This is a genomic window from Kineococcus sp. GCM10028916 (assembly GCF_042674865.1).
Classification (GTDB): domain Bacteria; phylum Actinomycetota; class Actinomycetes; order Actinomycetales; family Kineococcaceae; genus Kineococcus.
Genome location: NZ_JBHTFM010000006.1, coordinates 56,772 through 71,161 on the forward strand (window position 1 = coordinate 56,772; position 14,390 = coordinate 71,161).

The following is a 14,390-nucleotide window of genomic DNA, read 5'->3' on the forward strand; positions in this document are numbered from 1 at the left end:
CGGATCAGGCCCAGGGCTTGTCGTCGGAGACGGGGATCGGCCCGCCGTACCAGGCCTCGATGAGGCGCCGGGCGATGGAGACCCCCGGCGGCGGCAGGACCCGTCCGGCGGCGAGTTCCTCGGCCAGTTCGTCGCGGGTGAACCAGCGGGCGAGGGCGATCTCGTCGCCGTCGACCTTGATCTCCCGGGTCGTGGCGCGGGCGGCGAAACCCACCATGAGGCTCGCCGGGAACGGCCAGGGCTGGCTGCCGAGGTAGACGACGTCCTCGAGGCCGGAGCCGATGACGATGCCGGCCTCCTCGAACGCCTCGCGGCGCACGGTGTCCTCGAAGCACTCCCCCGGTTCGACGAAACCGGCGAGGACGGAGTAGCGGTTCTCCGGCCAGACCGGCTGGTGGCCCAGCAGGAGTTCGTCCTCGGGCGAGATGATGGCCATGATCACCGCGGCGTCGGTGCGCGGGAAGTGCTCCTTGCCGTCGGGTTCGACCTTCACCCAGCCCGACGACGCGGCGGTCAGCGGCTGACCGGTGCGCGGGGAGAACCGCGTCACGGCGTGCCAGTTGCCCATCGAGAGCGCCTCGGTGAACAGCCCGGCGTCGCGGGCGGAGAGTTCCTCACCGACCTCGCGCAGTCCCCGCCACTCCTCGCCACCGCCGGCGCCGTCGGTGGCCTCGGGTTCGGCGTCGGCCGAGACGACCGCGACGTGGTGGACGCCCTCGTCGACGCCGAGGTAGAGCTGCAGGTCGTCGGGGCCGGGGGTGGGGACCTGGGCCGGGGCGCGCAGCACCAGCTCCAACCCCTCCGGGGTGCTCACGACGGGGGCGCGTCCGGCGTGGACCTGCAGGACGCGGGTGTCCGGCGAGGCCCAGAGCTCCTGCAGGTGCGAGGCCGGGACCCGGTTCACTCCGGCCCGGTCGACGTGCTGTCGGGACAGCGCCAGGTTGCGCAGGGGGGGACTCGGGAGGGGCACTGGGGTCACACCTGCACCTTATGCAGGCCCTCGCGCAATACCGTGGGGGTGTGCCCGTCCGCTCGCCCCGTGTCCTCGCCGCCCTCGCCACCGCTGCCGTGCGGGGTCTGGACGTGGTCGCGACCGGTCCCACCGACGCCGACGGCGCGGACTTCGACGTCGCCGTCGTGGTGGACGGCGATGGCCGCAGGTTCGTCGTGCGCACCCCGCGCCGGCCCGCGGCGGCCGCCGCGCTGGACGCCGAGGTGGAACTGCTCGCCGGCCTCGTCGAACCGTTGCCGTTCGCCGTCCCCGAACCCGCCGGGACCCTGGCCCTGCCCGAGGGTGGGCGGTGCGTCGTGCACCGCGAGCTCCCGGGTTCCCCGCTCGACCCGGGTGACCTGCGGCCGGGCCCGGGGTTGGCCGCCTCGATCGGCATCGGACTCGCTGCGCTGCACCAGATCGACACCGGGGTCTTCAGCGACGCGGGGGTGCCCGTCTACGACGCGGAGGAGTACCGCAAGCGGCGGCTGTCCGAACTCGACCGCGCCGCCTCGACCGGTCACGTCCCGCCGCGGTTGCTGACCCGCTGGGAGGTCCTCATGGAGGACGTCTCGCACTGGCGGTTCGCGGCCACCCCGATCCACGGCGACCTCGTCGGTGAGCACGTGCGCACGGACGGCTCCCGGCTCACCGGCATCACCGGCTGGGTCGACGCGAAGATCGCCGACCCCGCCGACGACTTCGCCTGGCTGGCCGTCGGGGCCGACCCCGACGCGCTCGAGTCGGTCCTGGAGGCCTACGCCCACGCGCGCCACGAACCGCCGGACCCCGACCTGCTGCTGCGGGCCCGCCTCGCCGGCGAGCTCGCCCTCGCCCGCTGGTTGCTGCTCGGGTTGCGGATCGAGGACGCCGAGATCATCGAGGACGCCCGACGGATGCTGGACGACCTCGACGCGCACGCGGACGCGAACCCGTTGGGTTCCTGACCCCGTGCACCTGCGGATCGCCTCGGTCAACGCGGCCTCCGGTCGCGACCTCGCCTCCGGCGCCGTCGACTCCTTCGTCCTGACCACGGCGGTCGCGGCGCTGGACGCCGACGTCGTCGCGGTGCAGGAGGTCGACCACCTGCTCCCCCGCAGCGCACGGGCGGACCAGACGGCGCTGCTCGCGCAGGCCACCGGGTCCACCGGGCGCTTCGTCGCCACCGTCCACGGCACTCCCGGCACGCCGCAGGGCTTCTACCCGGCCGACGCGACCGTGGTCGAGGAACCGTCCTACGGCATCGCCCTGCTGTCGCGGCTGCCGGTCCTGGAGTGGCACGAGGAACGGATGGCTCCCGGTCGCGCGAAGCTGCCGCTGCCCGTCCCGGGCGCCGGGTTGCGCTGGATCCCGGACGAGCCGCGGGCCGTCGTCGCGGCCGTCGTGGAGACGGCGATCGGACCGGTGAGCGTCCTCGGGACCCACCTCTCGTTCTCGCCGCTCCGCTCGGTCGCGCAGTTGCGGGCCGTCCGGCGCTTCGCCGAGTCGCTGCCGCGTCCTCTCGTCCTGCTCGGGGACCTGAACCTGCCGCCGGGCGTCGTCCACCGGGTCCTGCCCTGGCGGCCCCTCGTCACCGGCCCGACGTTCCCCGCCCCCGCGCCGAAGGTGCAGCTCGACCACGCCCTCGCCGACGGGCTGCCGGACTCCGTGCGGGTCACGGCGCGCATCGAGCAGGTGGGTGGGAGCGATCACCGGGGTGTGGTCGTGGACCTGAGCTTCGACTGATGCCCCGCCGACGGGTCCCGGGCGCGGAGCCCACCTCGAGTTCGTCGCTCCCACCCTGGACACGCACGACCCGACGCGCCTCGCCGCGTCCTGGAGCGGCCTGCTGGACCGACCCGCCACGCCGGACGCCCTCCTCCCCGGCTCGGCCACCCGGCCGGGTCCCTGGTTCGTCCCGAGCAGCGGAGCGCCGATCTCCTCGTCGATCGCCGGTGCCGCGTCCCCGACGACGAGGACAGCGAGGCCGCTCCCGCCTGACCCGTCGCACCCACCGGTGTCACCACCTCCTGTGAGACACGGGTCACACGAGGGTGGGATCCCGGCGCCTGGCGGCGTCGAGTGAGGCGTGGATGTGACGATCTCGTCGCCAGGGCGCCCGGTTCGTCGCACCCACACCTCACTCCACGTGGTGACACCGATGGGTGTCCCACCGGGGGCCGCCTCGGGAGGGCCGGGGAGGGTGTGGAGCTGGCCGACCCCGACGGCAACGAGTTCCGCTACGTCCCGTGAGCACCGGGACGGGTCAGGACCGCGGCGCGAGGCGGAGGACGAGGTCGCGCACCTCGGCCGGCCGGGACAGGAACGGGTGGTGGCCGGCGTCGATCTCGACGACGGTGTCCGCGCGGGCGGCGTGCTCGCGTTGCCGCCGCGGCGGGGTCCCGCGGTCCTGGGCGCAGACGAGGTAGGTGGTGGGTAGGGCCTTCCACGCGGCGGCGGTGACGGTTGCCGAGGTCACCTCGACGTTCTGCCGGGCGAGGTGGCGCTCGCCCTCGGCCCGGACCTCGGGGTCGCAGTCGTGCAGGAACGTGTCGACGAGGAGTTCCGGGCGCACCCCGAACGTGCCGGCGTCGACGTCCACGTCGAGGAAGGGCGAGAGCCCCTCGCCGAAGTCGGCGAGGCCCTGGCCGACCTCGGGCAGGTAGCTGGAGATCAGCAGCAGGTGGCGGACGGGACCGATCCCGGCGGCCGCCTGCGCGGTGACGATCCCGCCGTAGCTGTGGGCGACGACCACCGTCGGTTCGTCGCTGTCCTGCAGCACCCCCCGCACCGCGGCGACGTCCTCGGCGAAACCACCCGAGCCACCCTCGCCACAGCTGGGCAGCAGTGGCGAGACGCTGCAGACACCGTTCTCCTGCAACAGGTCCGCGGTCCGGCGCCACCACCACGACCCGTCCTTCACGCACGCCCCGTGCACGAACACGACCCTCATCCCGACCTCCACGCTCGTCCGGCGACCAACGCTAGACGTAGCGATCGTTACGCGAAAAGATCCGGGGATGGGCCGTCGACCGCAGCCACAGGTGAAGGAGGAACTGCTCGACGCCTGCGCCGACCACGCCCTCGCCCACGGCCTCCCCGACCGGCTCGGACCGTTCGTCACCGCCACCGGGACCTCGGCGCGGATGCTGATCTACCACTTCGGCACCCGCGACGCCCTGCTGCGCGCGGTCCTCGGGCGGGCCCGGCAGCGACAGCTCGACGGGTTCCGCGACCTGCTCCGGCCACGACCCGGCGAGCCGTACCGCGACACCCTCACCCGGGCGTGGACCGCGATCACCGGAGCGGACGGGCAGCCCTACCTGCGGATGTTCGGGGAACTGCGCGAGAGCACCGTCGAGCCGTTGTGGCCGGAACTGCGCCGGGCCGCGACGACCGACTGGCTCGAACCCCTCGAGGACGGACTGCGGACCCTCGAGCGCCCGGAGCTCGCGACCCTCGTCCTGGCCGTGATCCGCGGACTGATCACCGACCTGCACGCCACCGGCGACCGGGACCGCACCGACCGCGCCTTCCGGCAGTTCCTCGCCACCCTGGGCGACTACCCGACCGGGACGGAACGGACCAGACGTTCCAGGTCGTCCGCGCCCAGCAGGTCGACGGGCCGGACCGTCGCACCCGTCGAGGCGTAGAAGAACGCCGCGCTGACGTCCTCCAGCGGAACTCCCTGCCACCGCGACCAGGCCAGGCGGTAGACCGCGAGCTGGACGTCGCGGGCACGCGCCCCGTCCCCCTCCGGCGGTCGGCCCGTCTTCCAGTCCACGACGTCCCACCGGGTCCTCCCGGCCGAGACCGTCGAGAAGACCGCGTCGATCCGGCCCCGCACCACGAGATCGGCGACGGGGGTCTCCACCGACACCTCGACGGCGACCGGATCCCGCGAGGCCCACTCCGAGGCGAGGAAGCGACGCTGCAGCGCCACGAGCTCCGCGTCGTCGGCGGCGTCCTCGTCGGCCGCACCGGGGAGGTCGACCAGGTCGAGCAGCGAACTCGCGGTGAAGCGCTGCTCCAGCCAGGCGTGGAACGCCGTCCCCCGACGGGTCGCCGGACGGGGTTCCAGCGGGACGGGCCGTCGCACTTGCAGGGCCAACGCGTCGGCGTCCTGGGCCAGCGCCACCAGCCGCGACGCGGAGAGGTGCTTGGGGAGGAGCACCGCGGGGGCGTCGTGGGCTCGGGCGCGCTCGGCCAGCAGCAACCGGCTCTGCTCGCCCCAGGACAGCGTCTCCTCGTCGACCCCGTCCACCTCGTCCAGGGTGGTCGTCGCGGCCATCGCGGCACGGACGAGCGCCGCCCCCGCGTCCACGTCGCCGCGTCGGGAGGCGAGCGGATCGACCGGCCAGACGACGCGCTGCGGGTTCGCCGTCCGCGGGTTCGGCGCGTCGGGCTCCGGCGGGGCCACCCGCGGCAGCACCACGAGCCCGGGAACGGCGCCGGGCGGGGCCTCGAGGACCTCGCGCAGGAACCGGGAGGGCTCCCGGGGCCTCGTCGCGTCGTCCCAGTAGGCCCCGGACAGCAGGAGCTCCTCCTTGGCCCGGGTGAACGCCACGTAGGCGAGACGGCGTTCCTCGGCGAGCTGGTGCTCACCGCAGGCGGCGAGGAACTGCTCGCGGGCGGTGTCGAGCTCCTTCTGGGTGTCGGCGCCCTCGATGTCGAAGTGCGGCAGGCTGGAGCGGTCCCCGCGCAGCGGGTAGGGCAGGACACCCAGCGAACCCATGCCGCCCAACCACCCCGGTGCGGTCTCCCCCGTGGCGGGGAACGACTTCTCGACGAGCCCGGGCACGGCGACGACGTCCCACTCCAGCCCCTTGCTGGCGTGCACGGTGAGCAGCTGGACGGCGTCGGTCGCCACGTCGGAGGCTCCGGGTTCCAGTCCGCGCTCGCGAACCTCGGCCGCGTCCAGCCAGGACAGGAAACCCCCCAGTCCCGGCCGCTGCGACCCCGCCGAGAACGACGCGGCCGCGTCGGCGAGGGCGTCGAGGTTGCTGCGGGCGAAGGCCGGGGAACTACCCGGCCGGGCCGCCACCTCGACGTCGAGCAGCAGGGCACGTTCGACCTCGCCGACCAGGTCGGCGACGGGCAGGTGGGTCCGGCCACGCAACCGGCGCAGGGCGGCGGCGAGCCGGGACAGCCGGGTGTGCGCCCGGGCGGACAACCCGCGACCGTCCGGCCCGGTCCAGCCGGCGCCCGGGAGGTCGTCCAGGGCCTCCACGAGGCTCACCGACTCGACCTCGTCGGGCAGGACGACGACGTCCTCGCCCGGTTCGTGCGGGTCCTGCGGCAGCGCGTTGCGCTGCCGCTGGAGCTGACGGGCCCACACCCCCAGCGCCGCGAGGTCGCGGGCGCCGAGGCGCCAGCGCGCACCGGTCAGCAACCGCGCGAGGTGGTCGCCACGACCCGGGTCGTGCAGGACGTGCAGGGTCGCGACCACGTCGACGACCTCCGGGGTCGAGAGCAGTCCCCCGAGCCCGACGACCTCGACGGGCAACCCGGCGTCGCGCAACGCGCGCTGCAGCACCACGAACTGGCTCCGCTTGCGGCACAGCACCGCCGCGGTGCGACGGGGTCTGGGGTCGGCCCCCTCCACCCGGCGCTGGACGGCGAGCCGCTCGGAGTCGGCGCGCCACACCTCGGCGAGGCGGGCGGCGACCTCGGCGGCCTCCTCCTCGACCGTCGCGGCGAACGTCGCCCGCACCCGGCCGGTCCCGGCGCCCGGACGCGGGCGCAGCACCGCGACCGTCCCCGCCGTGAGCGCGGCGTTCAGCGGCTCGGCGACGACGTTGGCGGCGGCGAGGACGCCCTCGTCGTTGCGCCAGCTCGTCGCGAGCGGCAGCTGGGCGGCGGGGGTGTCGTCGAGGCGGCGGAAGTGGGCGGGGAAGCTCACGAGGTTCCCCGCGCTGGCGCCGCGCCAGCCGTAGATGGACTGGTGCGGGTCGCCCACGGCCGTCACCGGGTGCCCGTCCCCGAACAGCGAACGCAGCAGGGCCAGCTGGGCGTAGGAGGTGTCCTGGTACTCGTCCAGCAGCACGATCCGGTGCTTCGCCCTCTCCGCCGCGGCGACAGCCGGGACCTCGCGGGCCAGGCGGGCGGCGAGCAGCACCTGATCACCGAAGTCGAGCTGCTCCGCGTCGCGCTTGCGGCGCTCGTACTCGGCGAGCAGCGGGACGACGACCTTGCGGGCCTGCTGGACGGCCAGGAGGTCGCGGACCTTGGCGTAGGGCTCCCCCGGGACGTGCGCGCCGAGCTTCGCGATGCTCCTGTCGTCCTTGGGCAGCGTCTTGACGCGGGCGTCGATCCCGTCGACGAAGGACAGCACGTCGGCGGGGTCGACGAGGTGCTCTGCGCACTCCCCCGCCAGCTGGAGCAGCGCCGCGGCCAGGGTGCTCGGTGCGGCCTCGACCCCGGGCAGGTCGCCGCGCCAGGTCTCCACGACGTCGGAGGCCAGCTGCCACGCACCCGCGTCGGAGAGCACGGTGGACTGCGGTTCGATGCCCATCCGCAGCCCGTGGTCGATCACGAGCGACGCGGCGTAGGCGTGGTACGTCGAGACGACCGGTTCCCCCTCGCCCAGCGCGTCGTCGGCGGTGTCCCCGCCCAGGCCGACCGCACGCAGCCCCCGCAGCCGGCGACGGACGCGTTCGGCGAGCTCCCCGGCGGCCTTGCGGGTGAAGGTCAGGCCGAGGACGTCCTCGGGAGCCACCAGGCCGTTGGCGACGAGCCACACGACGCGCGAGGACATCGTCTCCGTCTTGCCCGAGCCGGCCCCCGCGACGACCAGCATCGGCTCCACGGGGGCCTCGATCACGGCCACCTGCTCGGGGGTCGGGGTCGGCCGTCCGAGCCGGTGCGCGATCTCCACGGCTCCCAGCAGCTCGCTCACCGGCCACCCTCCTCGACGACGCTGCGACCGGCGTCCTGGGCCGGGCAGCTGCTGTAGACCGGGCAGTACCCGCAGTGCGGGCCGACGACCGCCTCGAAGCGGTCTGCGGCCATCCCCTCGGCCGCACGGGCGACGAGGTCGGCGGCCCAGTCCGGTTCCTGGTCCTCGTCCAGAGCGCGCTGGCGCTGCTGCGGGGCCTTCTTCTGGCTCCCGCCGAGCTGGACGAGGGCGGCACCCCCCGTGCCGGGCACCGTGGGGAACGCGCCCTCCTGGGCGGCGAGCTGGTAGACCCCGAGCTGCGGCAGCCGCTCCAGGTCGGCCTTCGACGGCTGGGTCCTGCCCGTCTTGAGGTCGACGACCACGGCTCGACCCTCGCCGTCGACCTCGAGCCGGTCCACCCGGCCGCGGATGCGGGCGCGACCGACCAGGACGTCGACGTCGAGCTCGACGCCCGCCAGCGTGCGGCCCTCCCGGCGGGCCTCGCGGTAGTACTCCGCGAGCTTGTCGACCATCCGCTCGGCCCGGGCGCGCGCGGTGTCCGCGACCCACCCGTCCGGCAGTCCGAGGGTCGGCCAGAGCACCCCCAGGCGACGACGCAGCTCGAACGCGTCGGCCTCGGGAGCCTCGGAGGCGATGCGGTGCACGAGGTTGCCGATCGACTGGCTCGTCGAGTCGCCCGCACGGGCGCCGGAGCTCTCCAGCAGCCAGCGCAGCCCGCAGCGCTCGAAGCTCTCGACCCGCGACGGCGAGACGGCGACCTCCTCGTGCGGGGCGCGCAACGGGCCGTCGTCGGTGAGGTCGTCGACGCCGTACCACTGCGCCGGGTCCGCGCCGCCGACCCCGGCGCGGGCCAGCTCCGCCAGCCGGGACGCCGCGGCGGCCTTGCGCTGCGGGGACTCGAGCGCGTCCGGCGCGCAGACGACCTGGCGCAGCCGGGCCACCAGTGCCGGCAACGACACCGCCCGCGGCACGGTCGCCAGTTCGCGCTCCTCGTCCTGCGCGCCCTCGTGCAGCCCGGCCGCGTCGGCGACGACGTCGACGAAGGCCGACGGGCGTTCCTCCTCGGCCCGCACGGCGGTCACCGCCAGCTCCTCGCGCGCCCGGGAGACCGCGACGTGGAAGAGCCGCAGCTCGTCCTCCAGCACGGCGCGCCGCGCGCCGGGGCCGTCGGAGTCGCGGCCCTCGAGGACGTCCACGAACGCCTGCGCGCCGAGGAGGGAACCGCGCAACCGCAGGTCGGGCCAGACCCCCTCCTGCACCCCGGCGACGACGACGAGGTCCCACTCGCGTCCCACCGCGCCCTGCGGGGTGGTCAGCGTGACGGCCCCCGCGTCGGGGGCGCGGTCGGCGAGGGTGTCGGAGGGCACCTCGGCCGCCATCAGCTGGTCGAGGAAGCGTTGCGCGCTGCCGGACCCGGGGAAGCGGTCCACGAAGCGACCCGCAGCCTCGAAGAGGGCGAGCACGGCGTCCAGGTCGCGGTCGGCGCGTCCGGCGTCGGCCCCCTCGACGACGGCCCCGGCCAGGGCGGCCCGCTGCCAGCGCTCCGCCAGACCGCTGGCCTCCCAGATCCCCCAGAGGGCCGTCTCGGCGTTCGCGTCGGGTGCCGCGGCCGCCCGTCGACCGGCCTGGAGGACGACCGCCACCCGCACGGCCGGGCGCAACGCCGGGTCCTCGACGCCGAGCATCGCCAGGTCACCGTCCGCCGCGGCGAGGTCACCGGCCTCCGGCGCGGCGAGCGCCCCGGCCAGCGCCCCGGTGAGCACGGCGTCGCTGCTGCGACCACCACCGGCGGCGACCTCGCTGCGGCGCAACGACTGCCGCAGGCGCCGCAGGGCGACCACGTCGGCCCCGCCGACGGGCGAGGTCACGAGGTCCCTGGCCGTGGCGTCGTCGAGGGCCTCCGGGTCGAGGACGACGGCAAGCGCCGTCAGCAGCGGGCGGACGGACGGCTCGTCGCGCACGGGGACCTCCGCGAGCGGCACCGCGAGCGGGACCCCGGCGTGCGCGAGCCCCCGGCGCAGCGCGGCGGTGTGCCCGGCGGAGCGGACGACGACGGCCATCTGCGACCAGGGCATCCCGTCCAGCAGGTGGCGGCGGCGCAACCGCTGGGCGATCCAGGCGGCCTCCTGGGTGGGTGAGCCGAGGACGGCGACCTCGACGTGCCCACCGCGTCCGCGACCTGCGCGGGCCGCGCGTTGCCCGGCGCCGCCGAGAGCGCCGATGCGGGTCGAGACCGCCCGGGTCACGTCGTGCAGGACGGGACGCTGACGCCAGCCGGTGCCGAGCACGAACGTCGGCGCGTCGACGCCCGGTCGCGGCCCGAACCGCTGGGCCAGCCCGGCGGCGGTGCGCGCGTCGGCGCCGCGGAAGCCCTGGGTGACGCTGTCCGGGTCGGCGGTCAGCACGAGGTCGCGCCCGCCGGCGACGACCTCGAGCAGGCGCAGACCGGCGTCGGAGAGGTCGTGGGCGTCGTCGACGGCGACGAGGTCCCAGCGGGCGCGTTCGGCGGCGAGCAGGTCGGGCTGGGCCTGCAGGGCGACGACGGCCTCGTCGACCACGGCGGCCGGGTCGTAGGCCTCGGAGCGGCTGAGGGCGTTGACGTCGAGGTACTCCTCGAGGAGGGCGGCCGCGGCCCGCCACTCGGGCCGGGCCTGGGTGCGGGCGAGGTCGAGCAGGTCGGCGGAACGCAGCCCCCGTTCGACGACGCGCATCAGCAGGTCGCGCAGTTCGTTGCGGAAGCTGCGCAGCACCCAGGACGCGCGGGGGACGTCGCTGGGCCAGCTCGGGACCCGCAGGGCACCCGTGGCGGTGAGCGCGCCGGTGGCGTCGAGGTCGAAGAGCTCGGTCACGGCCGGGCCCTCCTCGGCGGTGACGGCGAGGTGACCGCGGAGCAGGTCGGCCAGGATCGAGTCCTGCTCGGCGCCGGAGATCAGGCGCGGCGGCGGGGTCCCCTCGCGGACGTGGACGAGGCGCAGCACGCCGAAGGCGTAGGACTGGGGCGTGCGGGCCGCGGGCTGGCCCGTCGTGCGTCGCAACCGTTGCGAGAGGTCGTCGCGCAGCAGGTCGGCGGAACGACGGGTCGGGGCCAGGACGAGGACCCGGTCCGGTTCCAGGCCGTCGCGTTCCACCCGGGTCGCGACGAGTTCGCGCAGGGTGCGGGTACGACCGGTCCCCGGGGCGCCCAGGACGACCAGCGGGCCGCTGCCGGGCCGGGTGTCGAGCACCCGCTGCTGGCTCGGGTCCGGCTGTGCGGCAGGAGGTCCGACCGGTGCGGCCCGCCGCAACCGCGGCGGCCGCGGCCGTCGGCGGGCACCGTCGCCGCCCCCACCGGGCCCACGGCCCGCACCACCGTCGTCCACGTTCTCCCCGAGCACCTCGTCATGGCACCACAGACCTCCGACACGACCCCCACCCCCTGCGGACGCGGACTCCTTCCGGCCTCAGCCGGCCAGTCCCAGCTCGGCCACCAGCGCCTCGACGTTGGCGGCCTGGTTCAGGGAGTAGAGGTGCAGCAGGGGCACCCCCTCGGCCAGCAGCCGGCGGCCGTCCTCGACCGCGACCCGCAGGCCCTCCTCGCGGAAGGCGCCCCGGTCGTCGAGGAAGGGGTCGAGGCGACGGTACAGCCAGGAGGGTTCGTGCCCGTCGGTGAGCCGTCGGGTCACCTCGAGGACCCGCGGGCTGGTCACGGGCAGCAGACCCGGGACCAGCGGCACCTGGCAGCCGGCGGCGGCGAGGCGGTCCCGCAGGCGGAGGAAGTCCTCGACGTCGAAGGTCAGCTGGGCGATCGCGAACGAGGCTCCGGCGCGGAACTTCCCCAGCAGGTGCCGCAGGTCGGTGTCGGGGTCGGGAGAGTCGGGGTGGCCGAGCGGGAAGGCCGCCACCCCCACCGAGGACGCGCCCTCGGCCAGGGCCAGCCGCACCAGCTCGTCGGCGTGCTGCAGACCCTCCGGGTGCGGGGTCCAGGGTGCGTGCGGGTCGCCGTCCGGGTCCCCCCGCAGGGCGAGGACGTCGCGCACCCCGCCCGCCAGCAGGTCGCCGACGACACCGCGCAGCCGGTCCGCGGACTCCCCGACGGCGGTGAGGTGGGCGAGCGGACGCAGGGACGTCTCGGCGGCGAGGCGGGAGGCAAGCTCGACCGTCCCCTCCCGACTGCCGCCGCCGGCGCCGTAGGTGACCGAGGCGAAGACGGGCCGGAGCCGGGCGAGCCGTTCGACGGTCGCCCACTGCCGGGTGGCCGAGGCCTCGTCGTGGGCGGGCGAGAACTCCACCGAGAAGCGCCGGTGCGCGCGGGCCAGGTCCTCGGGGAGGCTCACCGCGGGGCCCACGGGGCGACCCAGTCCGCGGCGTCCCAACGGGCCTGCCCCAGGTCGACCCGGACGTCGGCGGCGTCGTGGGCGAGGCGCCGCAGCGGGACCCCCTCCGCCCGCCAGTGCTGCAGGGCCCGGTCCGCGAGCGGCGGGGCGGCGCTCCCGTCGGCCCGCAGCACGCGCCACCAGGGGGCGTCGGACCCGAAGCGGCGCAGCACGTTCCCGACGAACCGCGGTCCGCGGTCACCGACGAGCTCACCCACGTCGCCGTAGGTCAGGACCCGCCCGGCGGGGATGGCGTGCACGACCTCGAGGACCTCCTCAGCGCGGTCGGGAAGCTCGCTCGGCACGGGCGCAGCCTCCCACCCGGGGTGCCGCACCACCCGCCGGGCCCCGTTGTCGGACCCTCGGGACACAGTGCACCCGTGAGGCAGGAGAACCCGACCCCGTTGCACTGGAGGGACGTCGAGGAGCGGGCCCCGGACCTCGCTGCCGCCGTCCTGGCGCGGTTCACCGCCGCGCGCCACCACGTCCTCGCGACGCTCACGAGCGACGGCTCACCCCGGGTCTCGGGGACGGAGGTGCACCTGTGGCGCGGAGACCTGACGCTGGGGTCGATGCCGGGCTCGCGCAAGGGGGTCGACCTCCTGCGGGACCCGCGCTTCGCCCTCCACGCGCACACCGGCGACGGTTCGCTGGCCGAGGGCGACGCGAAGGTCGCCGGGACCGCGGAGGAGGTCACCGACGCGGGCGAGCTCGCCGGCTACGCGGCGGACCGGCACCCGCCGGAGCCGTTCCAGCTGTTCCGGCTGCTGCTCACCTCGGTGGTGCTGACCGAGGTCGACGGGGAGCGGTTGCGCCTCCGGACGCTGCGCCCTGACGGGACCGTCACCACGGTCCACCGCGCGTGACTCAGGGGTTGGGCCAGGGGTTCGGCAGTGCGCCGTTCAGCCCCTTCGTCTGCTGCATCATCACCGGCGCGAGCTTCCCGGCCCCGGGGTTCGGTGCGTGGCCGTGACCGAGGGCGTGGCCGACCTCGTGGTTGACGACGTACTGCCGGTAGCCGGTACGGTCCTCGCCGTAGTCGGGGATCGCCTCCACCCAGCGGTACCACGTGAGGATCGCCGCGTCACCGCTGCGGCAGGAGAGCGTCCCGCCGGTGCGCAGGGGCCGGCAGAGCGCGGCGGAGGTGTCGGGGGTCGCCAGCACGAGGCGGATCTCGGCGTCGCCGTCGGTGCGGGCGAAGCTCGTCGTGCCGCCCGCGCCCCAGCTCCGCGGGTCGTTCAGGACGCCCAGCGCGAAGTCCGCGAACGCGACCGGGTCCAGCACGCCCGCGTCGACCAGGTCCTGCTCCACCTCGACACGGAGGGTGCGGACCCGTTGCGAGGCAGGGGCTCGCGAGGAACCCGGCACGACGACGAGGGATCCCCCACCGGACTGCGGGACCCGGCGCAGCAGGACCCCGGCGCCGACGTCGGCCGCCGTGAGGCCCTCGGGCAGCGGCGGCTGCGTCGACCGGGTCACCGTGGGTGTCGCGACCTGGGACGGCGTGGCCGTCGAGCTGGTGGGTGCCGAGGTCCCCGGGGCCTGCGACGACGCACCACCCGCGTCGCCCGTGCACCCCGCGAGTCCCGCCAGCACCCCCGCTCCGCCGAGCAGGACCGCCCGCCGGGAGGTCACCGGGGGGCGGGCGGGGTCGCCGTCGTGAGCACGCAGGAGCACGGCGTCAGCTTCGCACCGGTACCGCACAGCCGGGCGCAGCGACCCGGCCCGCACCTCCGTCCCGTCCGCTGGCGGCGAACCGGAACGCGGTCGCGCCCCGGCGGCGGCTAGCGTGGCCTGACGATCGCGGGCGGCAACCGCCCCACGCGAGGTTCAGGAACGGCGAGACCCGGGAGGGGACTGCGGTGGAGGTTCGGATCGGCGTGCAGAACGTCGCACGCGAGCTGGTGTTCGAGTCGGCCCAGACCAGCGAGGAGATCACCGCGGCGGTCACCGAGGCGCTGTCCGGCGGCACGGTGCTGCGGCTGGTGGACGAGAAGGGACGCCTCGTGGTGGTCCCGGCGGCGTCGCTGGGGTACATCGACATCGGTGCCTCGGAGGTCCGCAAGGTGGGCTTCGGCCTGTCCTGACGGGCGGGCACGAGGTGTGACGAGGTGTGACGTCGCGGTGGAGACCCACCGCGACGTCGCGCCGCACCCGCCGGGCGCGACGT

The 14,390-nt window shown here is 75.5% G+C and carries 12 protein-coding genes; 5 read left to right on the top strand and 7 right to left on the bottom strand.

The features are described from left to right. Nucleotides 1–4 precede the first annotated feature (4 nt). Nucleotides 5–979: an NAD(+) diphosphatase gene (nudC, locus tag ACFQ46_RS07465; protein ID WP_380258709.1), complete on the bottom strand. Its 975-nt coding sequence runs from the start codon at nt 977–979 to the stop codon at nt 5–7. Nucleotides 980–1,020: 41 nt separating this feature from the next. Here nudC and ACFQ46_RS07470 point away from each other — a divergent pair, with 41 nt between their 5' ends. Both ACFQ46_RS07470 and ACFQ46_RS07475 read left to right on the top strand, forming a co-directional pair. Next, a complete protein-coding gene (locus ACFQ46_RS07470; protein ID WP_380258711.1) occupies nt 1,021–1,938 on the top strand; it encodes a macrolide 2'-phosphotransferase in 918 nt (305 codons plus the stop codon). Nucleotides 1,939–1,942: 4 nt separating this feature from the next. After that, the gene (locus tag ACFQ46_RS07475; protein ID WP_380258713.1) at nt 1,943–2,716 is read left to right on the top strand and encodes an endonuclease/exonuclease/phosphatase family protein; all 774 of its coding nucleotides are present in this window, start codon (nt 1,943–1,945) and stop codon (nt 2,714–2,716) included. A 520-nt stretch (nt 2,717–3,236) separates the two neighbouring features. On the opposite strand, the gene ACFQ46_RS07480 is transcribed toward ACFQ46_RS07475, so the two are convergent. After that, a complete protein-coding gene (locus tag ACFQ46_RS07480) occupies nt 3,237–3,923 on the bottom strand; it encodes an alpha/beta hydrolase (RefSeq protein ID WP_380258715.1) in 687 nt (228 codons plus the stop codon). 67 nt (nt 3,924–3,990) lie between these two features. On the opposite strand from ACFQ46_RS07480, the gene ACFQ46_RS07485 reads away from it, so the two are divergent. Then, nucleotides 3,991–4,623: a TetR/AcrR family transcriptional regulator gene (locus tag ACFQ46_RS07485; protein ID WP_380258717.1), complete on the top strand. Its 633-nt coding sequence runs from the start codon at nt 3,991–3,993 to the stop codon at nt 4,621–4,623. On the opposite strand, the gene ACFQ46_RS07490 is transcribed toward ACFQ46_RS07485, so the two are convergent. The 4 genes from ACFQ46_RS07490 to ACFQ46_RS07505 all read right to left on the bottom strand — a co-directional run bounded on the left by ACFQ46_RS07490 (nt 4,533) and on the right by ACFQ46_RS07505 (nt 12,525). Next, complete coding sequence (locus ACFQ46_RS07490) at nt 4,533–7,868, bottom strand: UvrD-helicase domain-containing protein (protein WP_380258719.1); 3,336 nt, start codon at nt 7,866–7,868, stop codon at nt 4,533–4,535. The two genes, ACFQ46_RS07485 and ACFQ46_RS07490, sit on opposite strands and share 91 nt — an antisense overlap. Next, entirely contained in the window at nt 7,865–11,242 is a 3,378-nt protein-coding gene (locus ACFQ46_RS07495) for an ATP-dependent helicase (RefSeq protein WP_380258721.1), read from the bottom strand. The genes ACFQ46_RS07490 and ACFQ46_RS07495 overlap by 4 nt, the downstream gene beginning before the upstream one ends. A 66-nt stretch (nt 11,243–11,308) precedes the next feature. Beyond that, nucleotides 11,309–12,181 carry a methylenetetrahydrofolate reductase gene (locus ACFQ46_RS07500; RefSeq protein ID WP_380258723.1) on the bottom strand — a complete coding sequence of 291 codons (873 nt, stop codon included), beginning with the start codon at nt 12,179–12,181 and terminating at the stop codon, nt 11,309–11,311. Continuing rightward, complete coding sequence (locus ACFQ46_RS07505; RefSeq protein ID WP_380258725.1) at nt 12,178–12,525, bottom strand: MGMT family protein; 348 nt, start codon at nt 12,523–12,525, stop codon at nt 12,178–12,180. The genes ACFQ46_RS07500 and ACFQ46_RS07505 overlap by 4 nt, the downstream gene beginning before the upstream one ends. Before the next feature lie 75 nt (nt 12,526–12,600). Between ACFQ46_RS07505 and ACFQ46_RS07510 the strand changes: the two genes are divergently transcribed. Further along, nucleotides 12,601–13,086 (top strand): pyridoxamine 5'-phosphate oxidase family protein, encoded by a 486-nt coding sequence (locus tag ACFQ46_RS07510; RefSeq protein ID WP_380258727.1) that lies wholly within the window; start codon nt 12,601–12,603, stop codon nt 13,084–13,086. A 1-nt stretch (nt 13,087) separates the two neighbouring features. On the opposite strand, the gene ACFQ46_RS07515 is transcribed toward ACFQ46_RS07510, so the two are convergent. Continuing rightward, nucleotides 13,088–13,897 (bottom strand): DUF3152 domain-containing protein, encoded by an 810-nt coding sequence (locus ACFQ46_RS07515; protein WP_380258730.1) that lies wholly within the window; start codon nt 13,895–13,897, stop codon nt 13,088–13,090. Nucleotides 13,898–14,082: 185 nt separating this feature from the next. Between ACFQ46_RS07515 and ACFQ46_RS07520 the strand changes: the two genes are divergently transcribed. Continuing rightward, nucleotides 14,083–14,307, top strand: a complete 225-nt coding sequence (locus ACFQ46_RS07520) for a DUF3107 domain-containing protein (protein ID WP_328292374.1) — start codon at nt 14,083–14,085, stop codon at nt 14,305–14,307. The last annotated feature ends 83 nt before the right edge of the window (nt 14,308–14,390 follow it).